The sequence below is a fragment of the Nonomuraea sp. NPDC005983 genome, from assembly GCF_040614375.1.
Taxonomy (GTDB): domain Bacteria; phylum Actinomycetota; class Actinomycetes; order Streptosporangiales; family Streptosporangiaceae; genus Nonomuraea.
On the sequence record NZ_JBEXUP010000139.1, the window covers coordinates 1 to 22,552 of the forward strand.

At 71.5% G+C, this 22,552-nt stretch carries 17 protein-coding genes; 8 read left to right on the forward strand and 9 right to left on the reverse strand.

Annotated features, from left to right (window positions below):
• Positions 1 to 6 precede the first annotated feature (6 nt).
• Genes ABZ297_RS38105 through ABZ297_RS38130 form a run of 6 tightly spaced genes read right to left on the reverse strand, consistent with a single transcriptional unit; the run spans position 7 to position 5,804 of the window.
• Positions 7 to 699 carry a serine/threonine-protein kinase gene (locus tag ABZ297_RS38105; protein WP_355356665.1) on the reverse strand — a complete coding sequence of 231 codons (693 nt, stop codon included), beginning with the start codon at positions 697 to 699 and terminating at the stop codon, positions 7 to 9.
• A gap of 9 nt (positions 700 to 708) precedes the next feature.
• Positions 709 to 1,020, reverse strand: a complete 312-nt coding sequence (locus tag ABZ297_RS38110) for an AzlD domain-containing protein (RefSeq protein WP_355356667.1) — start codon at positions 1,018 to 1,020, stop codon at positions 709 to 711.
• Positions 1,017 to 1,679 (reverse strand): AzlC family ABC transporter permease, encoded by a 663-nt coding sequence (locus ABZ297_RS38115; RefSeq protein ID WP_355356669.1) that lies wholly within the window; start codon positions 1,677 to 1,679, stop codon positions 1,017 to 1,019. Before ABZ297_RS38115 ends, ABZ297_RS38110 begins: the two co-directional genes overlap by 4 nt.
• A gap of 26 nt (positions 1,680 to 1,705) precedes the next feature.
• On the reverse strand, positions 1,706 to 2,533 hold the full coding sequence (locus tag ABZ297_RS38120) for an AraC family transcriptional regulator (protein ID WP_355356671.1): 828 nt from the start codon (positions 2,531 to 2,533) through the stop codon (positions 1,706 to 1,708).
• 9 nt (positions 2,534 to 2,542) lie between these two features.
• Entirely contained in the window at positions 2,543 to 4,087 is a 1,545-nt protein-coding gene (locus ABZ297_RS38125; RefSeq protein ID WP_355356673.1) for a protein kinase, read from the reverse strand.
• 10 nt (positions 4,088 to 4,097) lie between these two features.
• Positions 4,098 to 5,804 carry a serine/threonine-protein kinase gene (locus tag ABZ297_RS38130; RefSeq protein WP_355356675.1) on the reverse strand — a complete coding sequence of 569 codons (1,707 nt, stop codon included), beginning with the start codon at positions 5,802 to 5,804 and terminating at the stop codon, positions 4,098 to 4,100.
• A gap of 285 nt (positions 5,805 to 6,089) precedes the next feature.
• On the opposite strand from ABZ297_RS38130, the gene ABZ297_RS38135 reads away from it, so the two are divergent.
• Positions 6,090 to 6,932, forward strand: a complete 843-nt coding sequence (locus tag ABZ297_RS38135) for a bifunctional 3-deoxy-7-phosphoheptulonate synthase/chorismate mutase type II (RefSeq protein ID WP_355356677.1) — start codon at positions 6,090 to 6,092, stop codon at positions 6,930 to 6,932.
• Here the strand turns inward: ABZ297_RS38135 and ABZ297_RS38140 are convergent.
• Together ABZ297_RS38140 and ABZ297_RS38145 are read right to left on the reverse strand one after the other, a co-directional pair.
• A complete protein-coding gene (locus ABZ297_RS38140) occupies positions 6,883 to 7,929 on the reverse strand; it encodes an SGNH/GDSL hydrolase family protein (RefSeq protein ID WP_355356679.1) in 1,047 nt (348 codons plus the stop codon). The genes ABZ297_RS38135 and ABZ297_RS38140 overlap by 50 nt on opposite strands.
• 65 nt (positions 7,930 to 7,994) lie before the next feature.
• Positions 7,995 to 9,368, reverse strand: coding sequence for an amino acid permease (locus ABZ297_RS38145; RefSeq protein ID WP_355356680.1), 1,374 nt, complete (start codon positions 9,366 to 9,368; stop codon positions 7,995 to 7,997).
• A gap of 151 nt (positions 9,369 to 9,519) precedes the next feature.
• On the opposite strand from ABZ297_RS38145, the gene dnaE reads away from it, so the two are divergent.
• The 5 genes from dnaE (at position 9,520) to ABZ297_RS38170 (ending at position 18,382) form a co-directional block, all read left to right on the forward strand.
• Positions 9,520 to 13,047, forward strand: coding sequence for a DNA polymerase III subunit alpha (gene dnaE, locus ABZ297_RS38150; protein WP_355356681.1), 3,528 nt, complete (start codon positions 9,520 to 9,522; stop codon positions 13,045 to 13,047).
• A 205-nt stretch (positions 13,048 to 13,252) separates the two neighbouring features.
• Positions 13,253 to 14,572, forward strand: a complete 1,320-nt coding sequence (locus ABZ297_RS38155; protein WP_355356683.1) for a discoidin domain-containing protein — start codon at positions 13,253 to 13,255, stop codon at positions 14,570 to 14,572.
• Between the two features lie 120 nt (positions 14,573 to 14,692).
• Complete coding sequence (locus ABZ297_RS38160) at positions 14,693 to 15,919, forward strand: MFS transporter (protein ID WP_355356685.1); 1,227 nt, start codon at positions 14,693 to 14,695, stop codon at positions 15,917 to 15,919.
• Positions 15,920 to 15,971: 52 nt separating this feature from the next.
• Positions 15,972 to 16,904, forward strand: a complete 933-nt coding sequence (locus ABZ297_RS38165; RefSeq protein ID WP_355356687.1) for a hypothetical protein — start codon at positions 15,972 to 15,974, stop codon at positions 16,902 to 16,904.
• A 95-nt stretch (positions 16,905 to 16,999) separates the two neighbouring features.
• Positions 17,000 to 18,382 carry an amidase gene (locus ABZ297_RS38170; RefSeq protein WP_355356689.1) on the forward strand — a complete coding sequence of 461 codons (1,383 nt, stop codon included), beginning with the start codon at positions 17,000 to 17,002 and terminating at the stop codon, positions 18,380 to 18,382.
• Here ABZ297_RS38170 and ABZ297_RS38175 read toward each other — a convergent pair.
• Positions 18,379 to 18,903 (reverse strand): hypothetical protein, encoded by a 525-nt coding sequence (locus tag ABZ297_RS38175; protein ID WP_355356691.1) that lies wholly within the window; start codon positions 18,901 to 18,903, stop codon positions 18,379 to 18,381. The two genes, ABZ297_RS38170 and ABZ297_RS38175, sit on opposite strands and share 4 nt — an antisense overlap.
• Before the next feature lie 90 nt (positions 18,904 to 18,993).
• Here ABZ297_RS38175 and murA point away from each other — a divergent pair, with 90 nt between their 5' ends.
• Positions 18,994 to 20,304, forward strand: a complete 1,311-nt coding sequence (gene murA, locus ABZ297_RS38180) for a UDP-N-acetylglucosamine 1-carboxyvinyltransferase (RefSeq protein WP_355356693.1) — start codon at positions 18,994 to 18,996, stop codon at positions 20,302 to 20,304.
• Between the two features lie 58 nt (positions 20,305 to 20,362).
• A partial coding sequence (locus ABZ297_RS38185) for a transglycosylase domain-containing protein (RefSeq protein ID WP_355356694.1) occupies positions 20,363 to 22,552 on the forward strand: 2,190 nt, incomplete at its 3' end.

Genomic DNA, 22,552 nt, shown 5'->3' on the forward strand with positions numbered 1-22,552 from the left:
CGCTGCTCATCGAGGAGGCGACGGTCGAGGCCGCCCAGGACTTCCTGGAGACCGCGCCGCCGCAGGCCCTGCGCCGCATGATCCTCGAATCACGCCCAGCGACCACAGGTCGGACGCGGGACGGGCGGCGCCCCCGGCGGCGCGCTCCGGCGCCATGAAGGCGGGCGTGCCGACCAGCACTCCGGTCCTGGTGAGCGGGGCGTCGTCCTCGGTGGTGGCGATGCCGAAGTCGGTCAGCACCGCTCTGCCGTCCTCGGTGAGCAGCACGTTGTCCGGTTTGACGTCCCGATGCAGGACGCCTGCGGCGTGCGCGGCGCGCAGCGCCGCCAGCAGTTGCACGCCGATGTCCGCGACCTCGGCGGGCGGCATCGGCCCCTCCTCCCGCACCAGGGCGCCGAGCGTGCGGGAGCGGACCAACTGCATGACGATCCAGGGATGGCCGTTCTCCTCCAGCACGTCGTAGACGGTGGCGACGCCCGGATGCGCCACCCGCCCGGCCGCCCTGGCCTCGCGGAAGGTGCGGACCGCGAACTCCTCCCGTTCCGGCCCGGTCAGATCGGGGGACGGGACGATCTCCTTGATCGCGACGTCCCTGCCGAGCACCTCGTCGTAAGCCTGCCAGACGGTCCCCATGCCGCCCTGGCCGATGGTCCTGACCAACCGGTACCTGCCACCGACCATCCCCGCAGAATCGGACATGCGGGCCGACTACCCGATAAACACCCTGACAACCGCGGTGACCACCGCCGCGGTGGCGAGGATCACCAGGAAGGGCGCGCGCAGCAGCAGCGCGACCACGGCCGCGCCCAGCCCGGCCGTCCGCGCCGGGTCGACGTGCAGCTCGCCGCGCTCGGTGAACATCTGCACCGCGATCAACGCCGCCAGCAGCGCGACCGGCACCAGCTCGGCGAACCGGCGCACCATCGGGTGGTCGAGCACCCGGCGCGGCGCCGCGAGCCCGGCCAGCTTGAGCGCGTAGCAGCCCGCGCAGACGGCGGCGATGGCCCACCACAGCGTCATCGCACCATCACCACCAGGACCGCCGCGGCCGACAGCAGCACGGGCACGCCCGGCGGGAGGAACGGGCTGGCCAGGAGCGCGATCGCGGCGCCGGCCGCCGCCAGCCGGCGCAGTTCGGCGCTGCCGGTCAGGCGGGGCCACAGGATGGCCAGGAACGTGGCGGGGCCGACCGCGTCCAGGCCGAGCACGCCCGGGTCGCCGAGGAAGGACGTGCCGAGCGCGCCGAGCAGGGTGGTGAGATTCCACGTCAGGTAGAGGCTGACGAACGTGGCGGTGAACCCGGCGCGGGCGCCCTGCGCCGTCGGTTGGGCCAGGCTGACCGCCGTGGTCTCGTCGATCACGCCGTGCGCGGCCAGCAGCCTGCGCGGGCCGCGTACCCGCAGCAGGTCGGCCAGGCGCAGGCCGTACAGGGTGTTGCGGCCGCCGAGCAGCAGCGCGCCCGCCGCGGCGGCGACCAGGTTGCCGCCCGCGCCCACCGCGCCCGCCAGGGCGAACTGCGAGGCGCCGGTGAAGGCCAGCAGGCTGAGCACGCACGCCTGCGCGACGCTGAGTCCGGCCGTGACGGCCGCGGCGCCGAAGGCGAGGCCGGACAGCCCCACGGCCAACCCCACGCCCAGACCGTCCCGTATGGCGGCGGAACGGTGTGTTGTCTCTTCCATGCTGGTAGAAGGTAGACGCTACCCGTTCATCCGGTCTTGTACGTTCCTGCGGAGCGTTGGTAGGCCGCGGGCGGGACGCCCATGACGCGCTTGAAGTGGCGGCTCAGGTGCGCCTGGTCGGTGAAGCCCACCTCGGCGGCCACCTGCGCGGGCGGCATCCCGGAGGCCAGGAGTCCGCGGGCCCGCCGCACCCGCAACGAGGTCAGGTAGGCGTGGGGCGGCAGGCCCGTCGCCGCCTTGAACGCCCGCAGCAGCGGGAACGGCCTGGCCCGTACGGCCCGCGCCAGGTCGTCGAGCGTGGGGGGATCGAGCAGGCTCCCGTGCAGCACGTCCAGGGCCTCGCGGACGGCCCGCAGCCCCTCGGACGGCAGCGCGGCCGACGGGCGGGGAGCGGCGTGGCGGGCCAGCAGACGGGCGAACAGCATGCGCGTCAGCGTGGAGGCGGCCAGCCCGTCGCCACACTCGGTCGCCTGGTGCGCGCTGCCCAACAGCGCCGCCACCGCCGGGTCGCGCACCACCTGCTGGGGGAAGTACGGCGTGGCGCGCGGCAGCCCGATCTCGGCCGCCACCTCCGCCATCGCCTCGACCGACGGGTACAGCATCCGGTACGACCAGCCGCCGGGCGTGCCCGCCTGCCCGGTGTGCCCGGTGTCGGGGTTGACCAGCACCAGCTCGCCCGCGCCCGCCCGCAGCAGGCTGCCCTGACAGTCGAACTCCTCGACGCCTGCGAGGATGACGCCGATCGCGTAGCCGTCGTGCGCGTGCCTGGCGAAGCGGTGCGTGACGTAGCGGGCCTTGAGCAGGTCGACCTCCGGCACCGCTGGGTGCCGCCAGAAGCGCGCCTGCTCCTTCATCTGCTCATTTCACATCAGTCTGAACGTCCGGGCGAAGGTGTCGAAGTAGTGGCGGTCCTGCTGCCAGCGCGAGTCGGGGGTCTCCCAGTACAGCGCGAACGGCCGGCCCGCGGCGGTGCGGAACCCGCGGTTGACCACGTGGATCAGGCTACCGCCGCGCTGGCGGGTGAACTCCCAGTCGGCGGCGGGCCGGCCGAGGTAGGTGAGCGGGGTGATGCCGATCCTGGTGTAGCCGGTGAACTCGCCCTTGGCCTGGATCTCCTTCTCCAGAGCCTCCCAGCGCCGCTCGGGATCGGCCCAGGTCCGCTCAGGGACGGTCCACTCGACGATCATCCGCCCCGGGGAGCCCGCGCCGCTCAGGGTGATGCTGTCGCGCGTGCGGTCCTTCACCGCCTTCCACCCCTCGGGCAGGGCGATGGAGAAGCCCCCCAGCGGGCTCGTGTAGGCGCGCCAGCCGTCGGGGAGGGGACGTTTGGCGGGCGTCGCGGTCGGGGAGGGCGTCACGGACGTGCTCGGGGAGGGCGTGCTCGGTGCAGGCGTCGCGGGCGTGCTCGGTGCGGGCGTCACAGGCGCGCTCGTTCCAGACGGCCCCGGCTTGCTCGCCCCTCCTCGGGTGTCATCAGAGGAGCGGGCGGCCAGCAGGACGCCGCCCGTGCTCAGCACCGCGGCCAGTGCCACCGCGGCGGGCAGCACGATCGCCCACCGCGGGCGCCGTCGCCGCACCGAGCGTGTCTCCAGTGTCCCGTTCGGCTCGACGGCCAGGGACTCAAGCAGGTGGGCCGCCTCCTCGGCGGGCATCCTGGCGGCCGGGTTCCTGTGCAGCAGTGCCATGATCACCGGGCCGAGCGCTCCCGCCCGCGACGGCGGCTCGGGCCGGTCGCGCAGCACTGCCGCGACCGTCGCCGCCCACGAGTCCCGCTTGAACGGCGGATCGCCCTCGACCGCCGCGTACAGCGTCGCGCCCAGCGCCCACAGGTCGGACTCGGGCCTGGCGGGCTCGCCGTTGAGCCGCTCCGGCGGCATGTACGCGGGAGTCCCGACCAGGCCGCCCGTGGCCGTCAGACCCGCCTCGGCCTCCAGGGACGCGATGCCGAAGTCGGTCAGCACCACCCGGCCGTCGTCGGCCAGGAGCACGTTCTCCGGCTTGACGTCACGGTGCAGCACCCCGGTCGCGTGCGCGGCGCGCAGCGCGTCGAGCACCCTGGCGCCGATCATCGCGGCCCGCGCGACCGGCAGCGGCCCGTGCACGCGGACCTCCTCGGCCAGCGACCGCGACCTGACCAGCTGCATCACGATCCACGGACGGCCGTCCTCCTCCACGACGTCGTGGATGACGACCACCGACGGGTGGTCGAGGCGGCCCGCCGCCCGGGCCTCCCTGATGGTCCGGCTGTTGAGCTCGGCCCGCTTGACGTCACCGACGCCCGTGTAGCGGACCTCCTTGACCGCGACCGTGCGGTCGAGCAGCTCGTCGTAGGCACGCCAGACCACGCCCATGCCGCCCTCGCCGAGCGGTTCGATGAGCCGGTATCGGTTGCCGACCTGCCTTTCCACGCAGCGCAGCCTACTTCGTGGTCTTGAAGGTGGCGGCGAAGGTGTCGAAGAAGTGCAGGTTCTTCTTCCAGCTGCTCTTCAGGCTGTGCCAGTAGATCGCGTAGCCGCGGCCGTCGTCGGTGATGAAGCCGCGGTTGCGCACCCGGGTCGGGCCGGTGTTGGTGTTCCAGGAGAACTCCCAGTCGGCGGCGGCCTTCATGTAGTCCACCTTCTTGATCCTGATCAGCTTGTAGCCGCCGAAGGAGCCGCGCGCGTGCGGCTCCTGGTTCTTCCAGTCCTTGTACGGGTCGTCGCCCGGGCTCTTGGCCCTCTCGACCATCAGGAAGGAGTTGGCGGCGGCGCCGGGACCCCGGAAGTAGACCTGGTTGCCCTGGCGGGTGTACTCGCGCCAGCCCTTGGGCAGGCCGATCGAGAAGGCGAGCTTCTTGTCCTTGTGTGTCTTCCAGCCCTTCGGCAGCGCCGCGGCCGGGTCGCTCGGGGTGGCGGTCGGCGTGGGCGACGGGCTGGTCGTGGGCGTGGCCGCGGGGGTGGACGGCGCGCCGGTCGCGGAGGGCGGCGGCGTGGACGGGGGAGTGCTGGAAGGCTGCGACGACAGGCTGGCCGCGGTCCGGTTCTTGGGCTCGGTGCCGGGCACCGAGCGCAGGCCGAGGTACCCGCCCACGCCGGCGACGAGCACGACGGCGCCGATGGCGGCGATGATCGGCATGGCCCGCCGCCCCTCCGGCCGCTCTGCGTTGACGGTGGACTCGGCCACGTGCGCCGCGGGCTCGCGGGTCGGCGGCGGCGTCACCGGGGTGAGCCGCGTTCCGGTCTCCGGCAGCATGGGGACGACCAGGTTCGGGTCGGTCGCCGTGTCGTCGTAGTCGTCGGCGGTGACGGCTGCGGGCCGGACGGTGGCCTGCGCGATCACCTTGCGCAGCTCGAGCGTGGTCTCCTCGTACGTGAGCCGCTGCACCGGCTCCTTGACCAGCAGGCCGTCGATCACCGACGCCAGCGGACCCGCGTGCGGAGCGGGGTCGGGCGGGTCGGTCAGGACGGCGTGCATGGTCGCCAGCGCCATCCCGCGCTCGTGCGGCGACCTGCCCTCCACGGCCGTGTAGAGGGTCGCGCCCAGCGACCACAGGTCCGACTCGCGCCGCGCCGGCAGCCCCTTCAGCCGCTCTGGCGCGATGAACGCCGGGGTGCCCGCCAGCCCGGTGACCGTGAGCTGCGTCTCGGTCTCCAGCGTGGCGATGCCGAAGTCGGTCAGCACCACCCGGCCGTCGTCGGCCAGGAGCACGTTCTCGGGCTTGACGTCGCGGTGCAGCACGCCGGACTCGTGCGCCCGGTGCAGCGCGTCCAGCACGGCCAGGCCGATCTCGGCCACCCGCTTGGGCGGGAGGGGACCGTCCTGCTTGATCACCGCGCCCAGCGAGCGCGAGACGACGAGCTGCATGACGATCCAGGGACGGTCGTCCTCCTCGATCACGTCGTGGACGACGATCACGTTGGGATGCTCGAACCTGGCCGCCGCCCGCGCCTCGCGCATCGTGCGCCGATTCAGCAGCTGCACCTCGTCGCCCAGGGCGGCCGCGTACCTGACCTCCTTGACGGCGACCGTGCGGTCAAGGAGCTCGTCATAGGCACGCCAGACGATGCCCATGCCACCCCTGCCGATGGGTTCCTGCAGCTGGTAGCGGCCGGCGATGCGGCGTCCGTCCTGCTTCCGATCCGACATCAACGGCCTCAAAACCTCCTCTAGGCCAAGAAATACTCCCACAGTGAGGGATCAACGGCGACTCGCCTGAAGGACAGTCCGCCATATGAGAAGCAACGTCCAGCAGGTGGAGGGCCGGTGTAAGCTTCTGACATGACTTGTCGCTACGCGTTTACCGAGCCGGCTCCGGGAGAGCCGGTCGTCAGCTAGCGACCACCTGGAGTCGGCAAAGGCAGAGACGCCTCGTCTCTGCCTTTTTGGTTTTCCGCCGGCTCCGCGCGGGGCCGGCCCGGATGGGGGAGCCGAATGTCTACAACCTTGCAACGGCGCGTGGTCAGCCTGGGCGGGCTGCGCGTGGGCGACGGGCCTGCCGTGCTGATCAGCGGCCGGGTGAACCTGCGCGGGCACGGCCGGGCCGACGCGTCCGCGGTGCTGCGCGACGGGGCCGCGCTGGTTGAGCCGTCCCGCGCGGAAGACCTGCCCGCGATCGCCGCGCACGCCGACGGCGTGGTCGTCGGGGCGGCGTGGACGCGCGACATCCCGCTGGTGCGCGCGGTCGCCGGGCTGGGGCTGCCCGTGGTGGTGGAACGGCGGCCCTCCGGGTCGCTGGAGGAGTGGCTCGGCCTGGCCGACTACTGCGCGCTGGAGAACGACGGCCAGGTGATCCTCTGCGAGCGGGGGCGGCTGGACCTGGGCCTGCTGCGGGCCGCGCGGGAGGCGTCGGGGCGGCCGGTGATCGCCGACGTGTCGCAGGACCCCGGGCTGTCCGCGGCGGCCGTGGCGGCCGGCGCCGACGGGCTCGTCGTCGACGGCGCAGGGATGCGGGAGGCTCAGGACGCGGTGACGCTCGTCGGCGCCCTGCTCCGCCCCGAGGCGCCCGCCACGCTGGAGGAGAGCCGGCAGGCCATCGACCGGGTCGACGCCGCCCTGGCCACCCTCCTGGAGCGGCGGGCCGAGCTGGCGGGAGTCGTCCAGACGCTCAAACCGGTGGGCGGCTTCGCGGGCCGCGACATGGCGCGCGAGCGGGCGCTGGTCGCGCGGATGGCCCGGCGCGCGCCCGAGCTGGGCGAGGCGGGGCTGGCGCCGATCATGAACGCGGTCATCGAGGCGGGGCTGCGCCTGTCGGAGGAGCGCTCGGCGCGGTCGTGACGGCGAAGTTGTTCAACGGGCGGCCCGGCCCGGCGGTGATCTTGGCGTTGATCAGCTCGGCGAAGCGGCGGTAGCCGTCGCCCGTGGGGTGGAAGCTGCGCGGGTTGACGGTCAGCTCGTCGAGATCGAGCAGCAGCCCGTTGAGGTACGGCTGAGGCCGCCCGACCTCGTGACCGGTGAAGGCCTCGTACGCGTCGACGTACTCCACGCTGCCGGGCCCGCCGAAGGCCGCCACGCCCCGGTCGAACTCGGCGGCCACCTGGCCCACCTGGTCGTTCAGCTGGCGTGTCACTCCGTTCAGCCACCGCTGGTCGTCGGGGCTCAGGTTGTCGACGCTCTCGCTGGGGGAGGCGGGGAACGGGCGGGGATAGCCGAGCACGATGATCCGGGCGTTCGGCGCCCGGCCGCGCAGCTCGCGCAGCACCTTCAACAGGCTCGGACGTAACCCGGCGATCCGCTGCGACACCTGTGTGTCCTGCTCGACGCACGCCGACGACCAGGGCAGCTTGACGATGCAGCCGGTCAGCACGGGGGTGAACCCGGCGTCGTTGCCGCCGATGCTCAGCGTCACCAGGCTCGTCTCCGGCCCGACCCGGGTGATCTGCGGCTGCTGCCCGTGCTGCCCGGACAGGAGCTGGCCCGTCGTCGCGCCGCTGCAGGCCCAGAACGAGCTGCCGCCGCCGAAGCTGTGCGCCCCCGCGACCAGCGGGACGTACGAGCCCCTGGCCCGGTGGCACCGGTCGGCGCCGCCGTTGACCGGCCGTTCCCCCTGCTCGTAGACGCCCTCCCCGGAGGAGAAGGAGTCGCCGAGCGCCACATAGGCGCCGCTCTGCGCCACCTGCACCGGGGTCAGCCGGCTCACCCGCGGCAGCTCGCCGCGCGGTGCGTCACTCGCGGGGCAGCCCGCGCCGAGGAGGGCGCAGGCGACGGTGCGGTGGACGTCGAGGGAGAGCGTGGCCAGCGCGAGCGCGACGCCCAGCGTGGCCGCCGCCGCCACCCGGGCGATCGTGCGTGTCTCCAGCGTGACCTCCGCGGGTGGCGATCTACCTTCCGCGCAGAAGCCTAGTCGCCGACGGGGACGTCGTCGCTGGGAAAAGACGCGCGACGCCGCCTGACCACCGCCCAGCCGAGCGCGATGGCCGCCACGAGCACCGGCATCAGGAAGAACGCGACCCGCTGGTCGGCGTCGGCGAACGGCATCAGCAGCACCACCAGCGCCAGGAAGGCGAGTGTCGCCCAGCCGGTGTACGGCGAGCCGGGCATCGGGAACGCCGAGCGATGGCCGGACCCGCGCAGCCGCATCTGGCAGTAGACCAGCGTGCCCCAGGTGGTGACCACGCCGAACGAGGCGACGGCGGTGGCGATGTTGAACGCCCGTTCCGGCACGAAGTAGAACATCGCCACGCCCGCCAGGAACATGGACGCGGTGAACAGGACGCCGCCGACCGGGATGCGCCGCGCGCTGAGCGTGCCGGTGAAACCGGGCGCCTCCTGCTTGCGGGCCATCGAGCGCAGGATGCGGCCCGTGGCGTACAGGCCGGAGTTGCAGGACGAGAGCGCGGCGGTGATCACGATGAGGTTCATCGCGTCGGCGGCCCACGGCACGCCCAGATGGGCGAAGACCGTCACGAACGGTGAGGTGCCCGCCCGGTAGGCGGTCCACGGCAGCACCATGGCCAGCAGCACGACCGAGCCGACGTAGAACACCGCGATCCGCCACACCACGCCGTTGATGGCCTTCGGCATGACCTCGCGCGGCCTGGCCGTCTCGCCCGCCGTGATGCCGACCAGCTCGATCGAGGCGTACGCGAACACCACCGACTGCAGGCTCATCAGCACCATCGGGAAGCCGGTGGGGAAGAACCCGCCGTGCGCGACGAGGTTCTGCGGGCCCGCCTGCCCCACCGAGAACACCACCAGCACCAGGCCGACGACCAGGAACGTGACGATCGCCAGCACCTTCAGCATGGCGAACCAGAACTCGAGCTCGCCGAAGAGCCGCACCGACAGCAGGTTGACCGCCAGCACGCAGGCCAGCGCGATCAGCGCCGTGAGCCACTCGGGGAACGCGGGCGCCCAGTAGTGGATGTACGCGCCGATCGCGGTCAGCTCGGCGATGCCGGTGAACGCCCAGTTGATCCAGTACATCCAGCCGCTCGCGAACGCCGCCCACGGCCCGATGAACTCGCCCGCGTACACGACGAACGAGCCCGAGGAGGGCCGGTACAGCACCAGCTCGCCGAGCGCCCGCATGACGAAGAACGCGGCCACTCCCGCCGCCGCGTAGGAGAGCATGAGCGCGGGCCCTGCGGCGGCCAGGCGGCCGCCCGCACCGAGGAAGAGGCCGACGCCGATCGCCCCGCCGATCGCGATCATCTGGACCTGGCGGTTGCCCAGCGAGTGCCGGTACCCCTCGTCGGTCTCCGTGCGCTCCATGTGCCTCCTTCGTCACTCTCTGTGAGGGAGACGATATCCGCGCTGCCGGGGGCGACGGGTCCGGCACGCCGTCCTCGGGCGGCGCCTGGGATGTCGGCGCGGACCACTAGAGTCGAAAGGCACACCACATCAGACCGGGAGGCGCCGCTCCATGTCGTCCAGCGACTCGTTCGTCCATCTGCATGTGCACACCGAATACTCCATGCTCGACGGTGCCGCGCGCCTCAAGCAGATGTTCAAACAGGTCGGCGAGCTGGGCATGCCGGCGATCGCGATCACCGACCACGGCAACATGCACGGCGCCTACGACTTCTACCGGCAGGCGACCGCCGCCGACATCAAGCCGATCATCGGCATCGAGGCGTACGTCGCGCCCGAGCTGCGCCACAACAAGAAGCCGGTGCTGTGGGGCGAGCCGCACCAGAAGAAGGACGACGTCTCCGCGGGTGGCTACTACACCCACATGACGATCTGGGCGCGCAACAAGACCGGCCTGCACAACCTGATGCGGCTGTCCTCGCGCGCCTACACCGAGGGCTTCGTCCGCAAGTGGGCGCGGATGGACGCCGAGATCCTCGCCGAGCACGCCGACGGTCTGATGGCCACCACCGGCTGCCCCTCCGGCGAGGTGCAGACCAGGCTCAGGCTGGGCCAGTACGACGAGGCGCTGAAGGCCGCCGCGAAGTACCAGGAGATCTTCGGTAAGGAGAACTTCTTCCTGGAGATCATGGATCACGGCCTCGACATCGAGCGCCGCGTCCGCGACGGGCTGACCCGCATCAGCCGCGACCTGAACATCCCGCCGCTGGTCACCAACGACTCCCACTACACCTACGAGTCCGACGCCGCCTCGCACGACGCCCTGCTGTGCATCCAGACCGGCAAGCAGCTGTCCGACCCTGACCGGTTCCGCTTCGACGGCAGCGGCTACTACATCAAGACCGCCGACGAGATGCGCGCCGTCGACTCCTCCGACCTGTGGGCCGAGGGCTGCCGCAACACGCTGCTGGTGGCCGAGAAGGTCGATCCGACCGGGTTCTTCGAGTTCAAGAACCTGATGCCGACCTACCCCATCCCCGACGGCATGACGGAGAGCGAGTTCTTCCGCAAGACCGTCTGGGAGGGCATGGGCCGCCGCTGGCCCGAGGGCTACGACGAGGAGCACCGCAAGCAGGCCGAGTACGAGATCGGCATCATCGAGCAGATGGGCTTCCCGAGCTACTTCCTCGTGGTCGCCGACTTCATCATGTGGGCCAAGGAGAACGGCATCCCGGTCGGGCCGGGCCGAGGCTCGGCCGCGGGCTCGCTGGTGGCGTACGCGATGGGCATCACCGACCTCGACCCGCTGCCGCACGGCCTGATCTTCGAGCGCTTCCTCAACCCCGACCGCGTCTCCATGCCCGACGTCGACATCGACTTCGACGAGCGCAGGCGGGCCGACGTGATCCGCTACGTGACCGAGAAGTGGGGCGCCGACAAGGTCGCCATGATCGCCACGTTCGGCACCATCAAGGCGAAGGCCGCCATCAAGGACGCCGGTCGCGTCCTCGGCTACCCGTACGCGCTCGGCGACAAGGTGTCCAAGGCGTTCCCGCCCGCGGTGATGGGCAAGGACATCCCGCTGTCGGGCATCTTCGACAAGGACCACCCGCGCTACGGCGAGGCGGGCGAGCTGCGCAGGCTCTACGAGGAAGACGTCGACGTCAAGGCGACGATGGACCTCGGCAAGGGCCTGGAGGGCCTGATCAGGCAGACCGGCGTGCACGCCGCGGGCGTGATCATGTCGGCCGAGGTGATCACCGACTACATCCCGATCATGCGCCGCGACTCCGACGGCGCGATCATCACGCAGTTCGACTACCCGACCTGCGAGACGCTCGGCCTGCTGAAGATGGACTTCCTGGGCCTGCGCAACCTCACCATCATGGACGACTGCCTCAAGCTGATCCAGTCGACCACCGGTGAGTGGATCGACCTGCTGAAGTTGCCGCTCGACGACCGCAAGACCTACGAGCTGCTCGGCAGGGGCGACACACTCGGCGTGTTCCAGCTCGATGGCGGCGGCATGCGCTCGCTGCTGCGGCTGATGAAGCCCGACAACTTCGAGGACATCTCCGCCGTCGGCGCCCTCTACCGTCCCGGCCCGATGGGCGCCAACTCCCACACCAACTACGCGCTGCGCAAGAACGGCCAGCAGGAGATCACCCCGATCCACCCGGAGTTCAAGGAGTCGCTCGCCGAGATCCTCGACACGACCTACGGCCTGATCGTCTATCAGGAGCAGGTCATGGCCATCGCGCAGAAGGTCGCCGGGTTCTCGCTCGGCAAGGCCGACCTGCTCCGCCGCGCGATGGGCAAGAAGAAGAAGGCCGAGCTGGACAAGCAGTTCGAGTCCTTCGAGGCCGGTATGAAGGCGAACGGCTACTCCGCCGCGGCCATCAAGACGCTCTGGGACATCCTGCTGCCGTTCTCCGACTACGCCTTCAACAAGGCCCACTCGGCCGCCTACGGCCTGGTGTCCTACTGGACCGCCTACCTCAAGGCCAACCACCCCGCCGCCTACATGGCCGCGCTGCTGTCGAGCGTCAAGGACGACAAGGACAAGTCGGCGCTCTACCTCAACGAGTGCCGCCGCATGGGCATCAAGGTCTTCCCGCCGGACGTCAACGACTCCGACTTCGACTTCACCCCGCGCGGCACCGACATCCGCTTCGGCCTGTCGGCGGTCCGCAACGTGGGCGGCAACGTCGTCGACGGCATCCTCTCCGCGCGCAAGGAGAAGGGCCGCTTCGCCGACTTCAAGGACTTCCTGCGCAAGGTGCCCGCGCTCGTCTGCAACAAGCGCGTGATCGAGTCGCTGGTCAAGGCGGGGTCCTTCGACTCGCTCGGCCACGTCCGCAAGGGCCTGGTCATGGTGCACGAGCAGGCCGTCGACGCGATCATCGACATCAAGAAGAACGAGGCCATCGGCCAGGACTCCCTGTTCGGCGCGATCGACGGCGGCGAGGACCAGACCTTCGACGTGCAGATCCCGGTGGGGGAGTGGGACAAGAACACGCTGCTGCAGTTCGAGCGCGAGATGCTCGGCCTGTACGTGTCCGACCACCCGCTGTTCGGCGTCGAGCACATCCTGGCCTCCGGGGCCGACTGCTCGATCGCCGCGGTCCAGGACGAGAGCCGGGCCGACGGGCAGGTCGTGACCGTCGGCGGCATCCTGAGCGGCGTGCAGCGCAAGATCACCAAGAAGGGCGACACCTGGGTGCTCACCCAGCTGGAGGACCTCGCGGGCGCCATCGAGGTGATGATCTTCCCGTCGGCCTACCAGCTCTGCTCGACGATCCTGGCCGAAGACGCGATCGTCTTCGTCAAGGGGCGCATCGACAAGCGCGAGGACGTCGCGAAGATCGTCGCGATGGAGGTGACCGCGCCCGATCTGACCCAGGAGGCGGGCGGGCCGCTCCTGGTGAGCCTGCCGCTGACCCGGTGCACCCCGCCGGTGGTCAGCCGGCTGAAGGAGATCCTCACCACCCATCCGGGCACGTCCGAGGTGCACCTGCAGGTGCACAACGGGCCGAAGACGACCGTCCTGCGCGTCGAGGACCGCCTGCGGGTGACACCCTCTCCCGCGCTGATGGGCGACCTGAAGCAACTGCTCGGCCCGGCCTGCCTCGGCGCCTGATGGTTAATAAAGCTTCCTAACTTTCTTGACAGTCGCCAAGTCGCTTGCCAGGCTTTCCGGTAGCGGCTTGGCGCGGCTTTTCCCGGGAAAAGTGACGCGCTCAGCGAGAGCTCTGCTGCCCCGGCCGTGACGTGGTGCCCGGTGGGCCGTCCCGGCGGGCGCCCGGCCCGACATGCCCTGATCTCTCACCCCCAGGAGATGCGCCGTGTCCAGAGCCCGCTTAGCCGTCGCCGCCGTGCTCGCCTTGTTCGCCGGACTGCTGGTCGTGGTGGCGGCCACGTCCGCCGGCGCGGCCGAGACCCTGCTGTCGCAGGGCAAACCCGCGTCCTCCTCGTCCAAGGAGGGCTCCTCCTACAGCTCGGGCAAGGCGTTCGACGGCGACACCACCTCCACCAGGTGGGCCTCGCAGGAGGGCCACGACCCCGAGTGGATCCGCGTCGATCTCGGCACCCCGCAGCAGATCAGCAGGGTCAAACTGTTCTGGGAGGCCGCGTACGGCGCGTCCTACCGGATCGAGACGTCCGACGACGCGTCGTCCTGGACCACCGTCTACTCCACCACCTCGGGTGACGGCGGCCTCGACGACCTGACGGTGTCCGGAACCGGGCGCTACGTCCGGATGTACGGGACGGCCCGCGGCACCTCCTACGGCTACTCGCTCTACGAGATGCAGGTGTTCGGCGGCACCAGCACCCCGACCGACCCGCCCACGGACCCGCCGGGCGGCTCCTTCGTCGTCGCGGCGGCCGGTGACATCGCCGAGCAGTGCACCGCCGCCTCCAGCTCGTGCGCGCACCCCAAGACGGCCGCCCGCGTCGAGGCCATGAACCCCGAGTTCGTCATCACCATGGGCGACAACCAGTACGACGACGCCCGCCTGTCGGACTTCCGCGCCTACTACGACAAGACGTGGGGCAGGTTCAAGGCCAAGACCCGCCCGGCGCCCGGCAACCACGAGACCTACGACCCGGCCGGATCTGAGGCGGGCTACAAGGCCTACTTCGGCTCGATCGCCTTCCCGCAGGGCAAGAGCTACTACAGCTACGACCACGGCGGCTGGCACTTCGTCGCGCTCGACTCCAACACCTTCGACCAGCAGGCGCAGCTCACCTGGCTGAAGGCCGACCTGGCGGCCACGACCAAGCGGTGCGTCGCGGCCTACTGGCACCACCCGCTGTTCAGCTCGGGCGAGCACGGCAACGACCCGGTGTCCAGGCCGGTCTGGCAGGCGCTCTACGAAGCCCGCGCCGACCTGGTACTCAACGGCCACGACCACCACTACGAGCGGTTCGCGCCGCAGAACCCCAACGGTCAGGCCGACCCCAACGGCATCGTCGAGGTGCTCGGCGGCATGGGCGGCGCCTCGCCGTACAAGATCGAGAACGTGCAGCCGAACAGCCAGAAGCGGCTCACCGACACCTACGGCGTGCTCAAGCTGACCCTCACCGACACCACGTTCGGCTGGCAGCTGATCGGCACCGACGGCTCCGCCAAGGACACCAGCCCCACCTACACCTGCCACTGAGGGGCGAGGCGGATGCGCAAGGCGACCGCCGCCCTCGTGGTGGCGCCGCTCTTCTCCCTGGTCGTCCAGTGGAGCGGCACCGGGCACGGCGTGCTCCTCGACCCCACCGGCCGGGCGTAGATGTACATCTCGATCAAAGGAACCGGGCTCGCCAGGTCCGTGCCGGCCAACGTGCTGGCGCTCGGCCTGGTCAGCCTGGTCACCGACATATCGTCGGAGATGGTCACGGCGGTGCTGCCGCTGTACCTGGTGAGCGCGCTCGGGCTCAGCCTCGTGCAGTTCGGCGTGCTCGACGGGCTCTACTTCGGCGTGACCGCCCTGGTCAGGCTGGCAGGCGGGCACGCTGCCGACCGTCTCGCGCGGCGCAAGCTGGTCGCCGGGGTCGGCTACGGGCTGTCGGCCGTGTGCAAGCTCGCCCTGCTCGCGGCGGGCGGCTCGGTGGCGGCTCTGGGCGCCGTCATGGCGGCCGACAGGACCGGCAAGGGCCTGCGGACGGCGCCCAGGGACGCGCTGATCACGCTCAGCGCGCCCGTGGACCGGCTCGGCGGCGCGTTCGGCGTACACCGGGCGATGGACACGGTGGGCGCCTTCCTCGGCCCACTCGCGGCGTTCGGGGTGCTCACCGTCACGGCCGGCGCCTACGACGCGGTCTTCGTCACCAGCTTCTGCGTCGCCGCGCTCGGCGTCCTGCTGCTCGTGCTGTACGTGCGCGACAGGCGCGGGCCGCTGCCACCCGGCGGGCGCGGGCCGCTCCGGCTCGGGACACTGCTGAGGCGGGCCCCCTTCCGGCGGCTGTGCCTGGTGGCGGCGGCGCTCGGCCTGGTGACGGTGAGCGACTCGTTCGTCTACCTGATGCTGCAGAAACGGCTCGCGCTGGCGCCAGAGCTGTTCCCGCTGCTGCCGCTCGGCACGGCGGGGGCCTACCTGCTGCTCGCCGTGCCGTTCGGCAGGCTGGCCGACCGGTACGGCAGGGCAGCGGTGTTCGCGGCCGGGCATGTGGCGCTGCTGGCCGCGTACCTGCTGCTCATGGGCCCGGCCTGGCTGGTGCCCGTGCTGGCGCTGCACGGCGCGTTCTACGCCGCCACCGACGGGGTGCTGATGGCGCTGGCCGGACCGCTGCTGCCGGAGCAGAGCAGAACCAGCGGCCTGGCGCTGATCCAGACCGGCCAGGCGACGGCCCGCATGCTGTCGTCGATGCTGTTCGGCGCCCTGTGGACGGTGCTCGGCGCGACCGAGGGGCTGGCGGTGATGGCGGCGGGGCTGGTGCTGTCGCTGGCGCTCGCGTGGCGGTCGCTGCGCGCCGAGGGCGGCGCACCCATGACCGCCCCCTCCAGCCGGAGCCGGTGATGAGCAGATGCGCCGCGCGTGGCGCACGGGACGGCATCCGGAGGAGGAGACGGTGAAGAGGGTCGTCGTGCTGCTGGTTGCGGTGGTGGTGCTGGCCGGGGGAGCCGTGGCCTACGCCACCTGGGCCGCCTCGCGCGGAGCGGCCCCCGCCGCGGCCGCGTTCGACCCGGGCGTCCCCGGGCGGCTGCTGGTGCGCAGCGCGGGCCGGATCGCCGCCGTGCCGCTGGACGACCCGGGCGCCGCCCCCACGGTGAGCGGCACGGCCTGCGACCGCTTCCACAGCGCGGGCGGCACCACGCTCTGCCTGGTGACCAGGCCGGGAACGCTCCCCAAGACCGACGCGCTCATCCTCGACCGGTCGCTGCGCGAGACCCGCAGGATCAAACTGGCCGGGATCCCCAGCCGCGCCAGGGTCTCGCAGAGCGGGCGGATGGCGTCGTGGACGGTGTTCGTCACCGGCGACTCCTACAGCAGCGGCGGCTTCTCCACCTGGACCGGCATCCTCGACACGCGCACCGGCTACGCCGTCACCAACATCGAGGACATCCCGCTCTACCTGGACGGCCGCCGCTACCATTCGCCGGACGTGAACTACTGGGGTGTTACGTTCGCCGCCGACGACAACCGCTTCTACGCCACGGTCTCGACGAAGGGGAAGACCTATCTGGTGGAGGGCGACTTCGGGGCGTGGCGGGCGCGGACCCTCAGGGAGAACGCCGAGTGCCCGTCGCTGTCGCCCGACGGCCGCCACCTGGTGTTCAAGAAGCGGGTCAGCCCGGGGCCGTGGCGGCTGCACGCCCTGGACCTGAAGACGATGCGCGAGACACCGCTGGGGGAGAGCGCCAGCGTCGACGACCAGGCCGCCTGGCTGGACGAGCGGAGCGTGATGTACGCCAAGGACGGCGACGTGTGGGCGGCGCCGCTCGACGGCGGCCCGCCCCGCCTGCTGGTCCGCGACGCGTCCTCCCCGGTCGCCGTCCGCTGACGGGCTCCGCCGCTGCCTCCCGCCCGCGCAGCGTCCCGAAGGTCGGCCGGGAAGGGGGGGCGAAAGACAGCGCCCCCATGAGGGAGGATCGAAGGGTGAGCGAACTGCACTACCTGACCGCGACCGAGATGGCCCGCCTGGTCCGGGCGGGCCAGGTGAGCGCCGTCGAGCTGCTCCAGGCCCACCTCGACCGCATCGAGCAGGTCAATCCCAAGGTGAACGCCGTCGTCACGCTCGCCGCCGAGCAGGCGCTCGACGCCGCGAAGGCCGCCGACGCGCGCCAGGCCGCTGGAGAGAGCCTGGGGCCGCTGCACGGGCTGCCGGTGGCGCACAAGGACCTCGTCGACACCGCGCACATCCGCACGACCTACGGCTCGCCGCTCTTCGCCGGCAACATCCCCGACCAGGACGACCTGATCGTCGAGCGCCTCAAGCAGGCCGGGGCGATCAGCGTGGGCAAGACCAACACCCCCGAGTTCGGCACCGGCTCGCACACCGTCAACGAGGTGTTCGGCGCCACCCGCAACCCCTACGACCTCACCAGGTCGGCGGGCGGCAGCAGCGGCGGCGCGGCCGCGGCGCTGGCCGGCGGCATGGTCCCGCTGGCCGACGGCTCCGACATGGGCGGCTCGCTGCGCAACCCGGCCTCCTTCTGCAACGTCGTGGGCCTGCGGCCGACCCCGGGCCGGGTGCCCTCCATCTCGGAGAACGCCGCCTGGTACACCCTCGCCGTGCCGGGGCCGATGGCGCGCACGGTCGACGACCTGACTCTGATGCTGTCGGCCATCGCCGGGTTCGACCCGCGCGTGCCGTACTCGATCATGGAGACCTTCGCCCCCGACCCCGACCGGCAGGTCGGCGGCCTGCGCGTGGCGTGGAGCCCCGACCTCGGCGGCCTGCCCGTCGACCCGCGCACCGCGGCCGTCACCGCCACCGCGCCCGAGGTGTTCGAACGGCTGGGCGCGCACGTCGAGCAGGTCGAGCTGGACCTGTCCGACGCCGACGACGCCTTCCGGATCTACCGGGCGTGGTACTACGCGCTGTCCTTCGGCGACCTCGAGGGCCTGGGCCCCAACACCCGCTGGAACGTCGAGCAGGGCCGCCAGATCACGGGCGCCGACCTGGCCAGGGCCGAACGCCTGCGCACCGGCCTCTACCACCGGATGGCCGCCTTCTTCGACACCTACGACGTGCTGATCGCCCCGGTCAGCCAGGTGCCGCCGTTCCCCGTCGAGCACCCGTACGTCAGCGAGATCAACGGTGAGCAGCTGCCCGACTACCTGGCGTGGATGCGCTCGGCGTACTGGATCAGCGTCCTGCACGCGCCGGCCGCCTCGGTGCCCGCCGGGTTCACCCCGGAGGGGCTGCCGGTCGGCGTGCAGATCGTCGCCCGCCCGTTCGCCGACGCCCGGGTGCTGCGCGTGGCCCGCGCGTTCGAGCAGGCCACCGGCCACGGACTGCGCCGCCCGGAGCTCTAGCCGGCCCCGTCCGGCTGCCCGTCCGGCTGCTCGTCCGGCTGCTCGCCCGCGTACGGCTTGCGCAGCGGCGACTCGCGGTACCCGTGCAAGCCCTCCAGCAGGGTGAACATCCCGACCGCGAGCAGCGGCCAGGCCACCAGCACGCCCTCGGCGGTGAGCTTCAGCGTGCCCGGCACGACCTTCGTGCCGGGGGTGGCCGCCGCCTCGACGGTGACCACGCCGAGGGTGAAGGTGGACCCGACCCAGAGCGTCAGGAAGGCGCCGAGCACCGCGCCCGCGCAGAGCCCCAGCAGCATCGAGAGCCGGTCCTGGCGGCTGACGAACCACGCCACCGCCCCGCAGGCCAGCCCCAGCCCGCCCGTGATCACCGCGAACCAGCCGTCGGCCGCGATCAGGGCCTGCGTGGTCGGATCGGCCAGCACCGGCCCCTGCGCCGTGACCTGGTACGGCGCGCGGGGCGACAGCCGCGACCAGAGCAGCCCGGCGAGCACGCCCAGAGCGGCGAGTGTGAGGACAGTCACCGCTACAGCGCGCAAATGCCTCGCCACACCACTCTCCTTCACATGTACGTCCGAACCAGATCGATGCTATCCCCCGGCTAGGCTCGCGGAGTGACTGCAGAAGAGGTATGGCTGATCGAACCCTCCGGCCCCCTTCGAGGGGACGTCGAAGTACGCGGCTCCAAGAACGCCGTGTCGAAGCACATGGTCGCCGCCATGCTCGGCAGCGGCGAGAGCACCATCCACAACGTGCCCGAGGTCGGCGAGGTCGGCATCACCGCGGCGATGCTCGAGTCGCTGGGCATCAACGTCGAGATCACCCGGTCGGAGATCCGCGTCGGGCAGGGCCCCGAGATCCGGCCCCGGGTGCCCGACGCGTTCACCGGATTGAACCGGATCCCCATCCTCATGCTCGGCCCGCTCCTGCACCTGGCGGGAGAGGCCTTCGTGCCGCTGGTCGGCGGCGACCCGATCGGGCGGCGGCCGGTCAACTTCCACGTGGAGGCGCTGCGCGCGATGGGCGCCGAGGTCGAGGTGGGCGACACCGGCATCTTCGCCAAGGCCAAACGGCTCAACGGCACCAGGATCGAGCTGCCGTATCCGAGCGTGGGCGCGACCGAGACGATCCTCATGTCGGCGGTCCTGGCCGAGGGCAAGACCGTGGTGAAGAACGCGGCGATGGAGCCCGAAGTGGTGGAACTGGCGCTGTTCCTGCAGCGGATGGGCGCCAGGATCGAGCTGTCACCCGACCGCCGGATCGTCATCGAAGGCGTGGAGCGGCTGCACGGCGCGTCCATCTGGCTGGCGGGCGACCGCATCGAGGCGTTCTCCTACCTGGCGGCGGGCCTGGTGACGGGCGGCGAGGTGCGGGTGCACGGCTGCCCGCAGGACCGCCTGGTCACCGCGATCACCACGCTGGCCAGGATGGGCGCCCAGTTCGAGATCAACGACGAGTACCTGTGCGCGACCGCGCCGCCCGAGGGGCTGCGCGCGGCGGCCGTCCAGACCGACACCCACCCCGGGTTCATGACCGACTGGCAGACGCCGCTGATGGTGCTGTTCACGCAGAGCCAGGGCATGTCGGTGCTGCACGAGACGGTCTTCGAGAACCGGCTCGTCTACGTCCCCGCGCTCCAGCGGATGGGCTGCGAGATCGAGGTGTTCGACCAGTGCCTGGGCGGCCCGGCCTGCCGCTACCACGACACCAACGCCAGGCACTCGGCCGTCGTGCGGGGCGTCTCGCAGCTCAAGGGGGCGGACGTGACACTGCCCGACATCAGGGCCGGGTTCAGCGCCGTGCTGGCGGCCGCGGTGGCCGACGGGACGTCCACGCTGCGCGGCGTCCACCACATCGAGCGCGGCTACCACCGCCCGTTCGAACAGTTCGCGTCGCTCGGTCTGAACATCCGTAGCGAACGGTAAAGACTGCGAAGCTGGGCGTTTGCCGCGCTTCTCCTCGCCGCAGATCATCTGCGTGAGTGTGCTCAGAACCATCGGGAGCCTCGTCCTGGCGGGAGCGCTGGGCGGGATCCTGGCGGCGGCGCTCGCCGTGCCCTCGGTGGGCGGGGCGGGGCTGGCCGCGAAGAGCGTCGCGAGGACCTTCGTCGACCTGCCGCCCGCACCTCGGGAGACACCGCTCTCCCAGGTGACCAGGCTGCTGGACAAGAACGGCAAGCAGTTCGCGCAGTTCTACGAGGCGAACAGGACGACCGTGCCGCTGGCCAGGGTCGCCCCGGTGATGCGCAACGCCATCGTGGCCATCGAGGACGCCCGCTTCTACGAGCACGGCGGCCTGGACGTCCGGGGCACGTTCCGGGCCTTGCTCACCAACACGCAGGCCGGCGGCATCCGGCAGGGCGGCTCCTCGCTCACCCAGCAGCTTGTCAAGAACATCCTGGTGGAGGGCGCGCGCAGCGACCTCGAACGCAACCGGGCGCGCGCCCCCAACCTGGCTCGCAAGATCACCGAGCTGCGGTTGGCGCTGGCGCTGGAGAAGAAGTACACCAAGGACGAGATCCTGGAGAAGTACCTCAACATCGCCTACTTCGGCGCGGGCGCGCACGGGGTCGAGGCGGCGGCCAGGCGCTTCTTCTCCACCACGGCCGCCAGGCTGACGCTGCCCCAGGCGGCAACGCTGGCCGGCGCCGTGCGCATGCCGTACGCGACCGACCCCTCGCTCGGCAGGACGCACCTGGTGCGGCTCAAGGAGCGCAGGGACCTCGTCCTCGACCGGATGGCCGAGAACCACCTCATCACCCCGGCGCAGGCGAAGGCGGCCCAGCGCACCGGGCTCGACCTCAAGCTCCGCCCGGAGCCCGGCGGGTGCGGGGAGAGCGCGTACCCGTACTACTGCGTGTACGTGCAGCGCGAGCTGCTGACGAACCCGGCGTTCGGCAACACGGCCGCGGAACGGCAGGCGCGGATGTCCAGGGGCGGCCTGGTGATCAGGACCAGCCTGGACCCGACGGCGCAGCACGCCGCCGAGCGGGCCATCCGGCGGCGCGTCCACCCCGCCGACTCCCAGGTGGCGGCCGAGGCCATGATCGAACCCGGCACCGGACGGATCAGGGCGATCGCCGCGAGCAAGGAGTTCGGCCGCAACCCCGGCAACAAGAAGATCGGCCCGCGCACCACGTTCAATCTGGCCGCGGACGTGATGCACGGCGGCGGCATGGGCTTCCAGGCCGGCTCCACGTTCAAGGCGTTCACCCTGGCCACCGCGCTCCAGCAGGGCTGGCGGTTCGGCGACGGCTTCAACACGCCCGGCGAGCTGGTGCCCGCCCACGGCTACCGCGACTGCTCGGGCAAGCGGGTGAACGACCCCCGCGCCCGCATCCTCAACGCCAGCGGCGAGGGCACCGGCGGCCCGCACAGCCTGGAGACCGGCACGTGGCAGTCGGTCAACATCTTCTACATGATGCTGGAGCGCAAGGTCGGCCTGTGCAACGTGGTCAAGACCGCCAAGGCGCTCGGCATCAGCAGGGCCGACGGCACGCCGCTGCACGAGGTGCCCACGTTCACGCTCGGCGTGAACGAGATGGACCCGGTGACGGTGGCGGCCGCGTTCGCCACGTTCGCGGCGCGCGGCAAGTACTGCCGCCCCCTGGCGATCGTCGACATCGTCGACAGCGACGGCCGCAGGACCCACATCCCGCCCTCCTGCGAGCAGACCCTCGACCGGGGGGTGGCGGACGCCGTCAACTACGTCCTGTCGGGCGTGTTCGCCAAGGGCACCATGAGGGGCCAGAACCCGGGCAGACCCGCGGCGGGCAAGACGGGCACCAACAACGGCTACACCTCCGCCTGGTTCGCCGGCTACACCCCGGACCTGGCGGCGGCGGTCAGCGTCGGCGACATCCGCGGGTCCTACAAGTTCCCGCTCACGGGGGTGGAGATCGGCGGCGAGTACTACGGGTCGGTGCAGGGGGCGTCCCTGCCGGGGCCCATCTGGGTGGACTCCATGGACGCGGCGCTGCGCCGCACCCCGCCGAGAGGATTCCGCGGCCCCGACATGGGACGCTTCGGCGGCGGCTTCACGCCGGGCCTGAAGGAGGCCGAGGAGAAGGCCAGGCTCCGTGACGGCCGGGACGGGCGCGGTGGCCGCGACGCCCGTGACGCCCGTGACGCCCGTGACGGCCTGGGCGGCGCAGACCTGGGCACCGGCCTGGGC

Bases quoted from the DNA above. Each gene is read 5' to 3' on its own strand.
- ABZ297_RS38115 (WP_355356669.1), bottom strand. From the start codon at position 1,679: ATGGAAGAGACAACACACCGTTCCGCCGCCATACGGGACGGTCTGGGC.
- ABZ297_RS38105 (WP_355356665.1), bottom strand. From the start codon at position 699: ATGTCCGATTCTGCGGGGATGGTCGGTGGCAGGTACCGGTTGGTCAGG.
- ABZ297_RS38120 (WP_355356671.1), bottom strand. From the start codon at position 2,533: ATGAAGGAGCAGGCGCGCTTCTGGCGGCACCCAGCGGTGCCGGAGGTC.
- ABZ297_RS38135 (WP_355356677.1), top strand. From the start codon at position 6,090: ATGTCTACAACCTTGCAACGGCGCGTGGTCAGCCTGGGCGGGCTGCGC.
- dnaE (WP_355356681.1), top strand. From the start codon at position 9,520: ATGTCGTCCAGCGACTCGTTCGTCCATCTGCATGTGCACACCGAATAC.
- ABZ297_RS38160 (WP_355356685.1), top strand. From the start codon at position 14,693: ATGTACATCTCGATCAAAGGAACCGGGCTCGCCAGGTCCGTGCCGGCC.
- ABZ297_RS38130 (WP_355356675.1), bottom strand. From the start codon at position 5,804: ATGTCGGATCGGAAGCAGGACGGACGCCGCATCGCCGGCCGCTACCAG.
- ABZ297_RS38145 (WP_355356680.1), bottom strand. From the start codon at position 9,368: ATGGAGCGCACGGAGACCGACGAGGGGTACCGGCACTCGCTGGGCAAC.
- ABZ297_RS38110 (WP_355356667.1), bottom strand. From the start codon at position 1,020: ATGACGCTGTGGTGGGCCATCGCCGCCGTCTGCGCGGGCTGCTACGCG.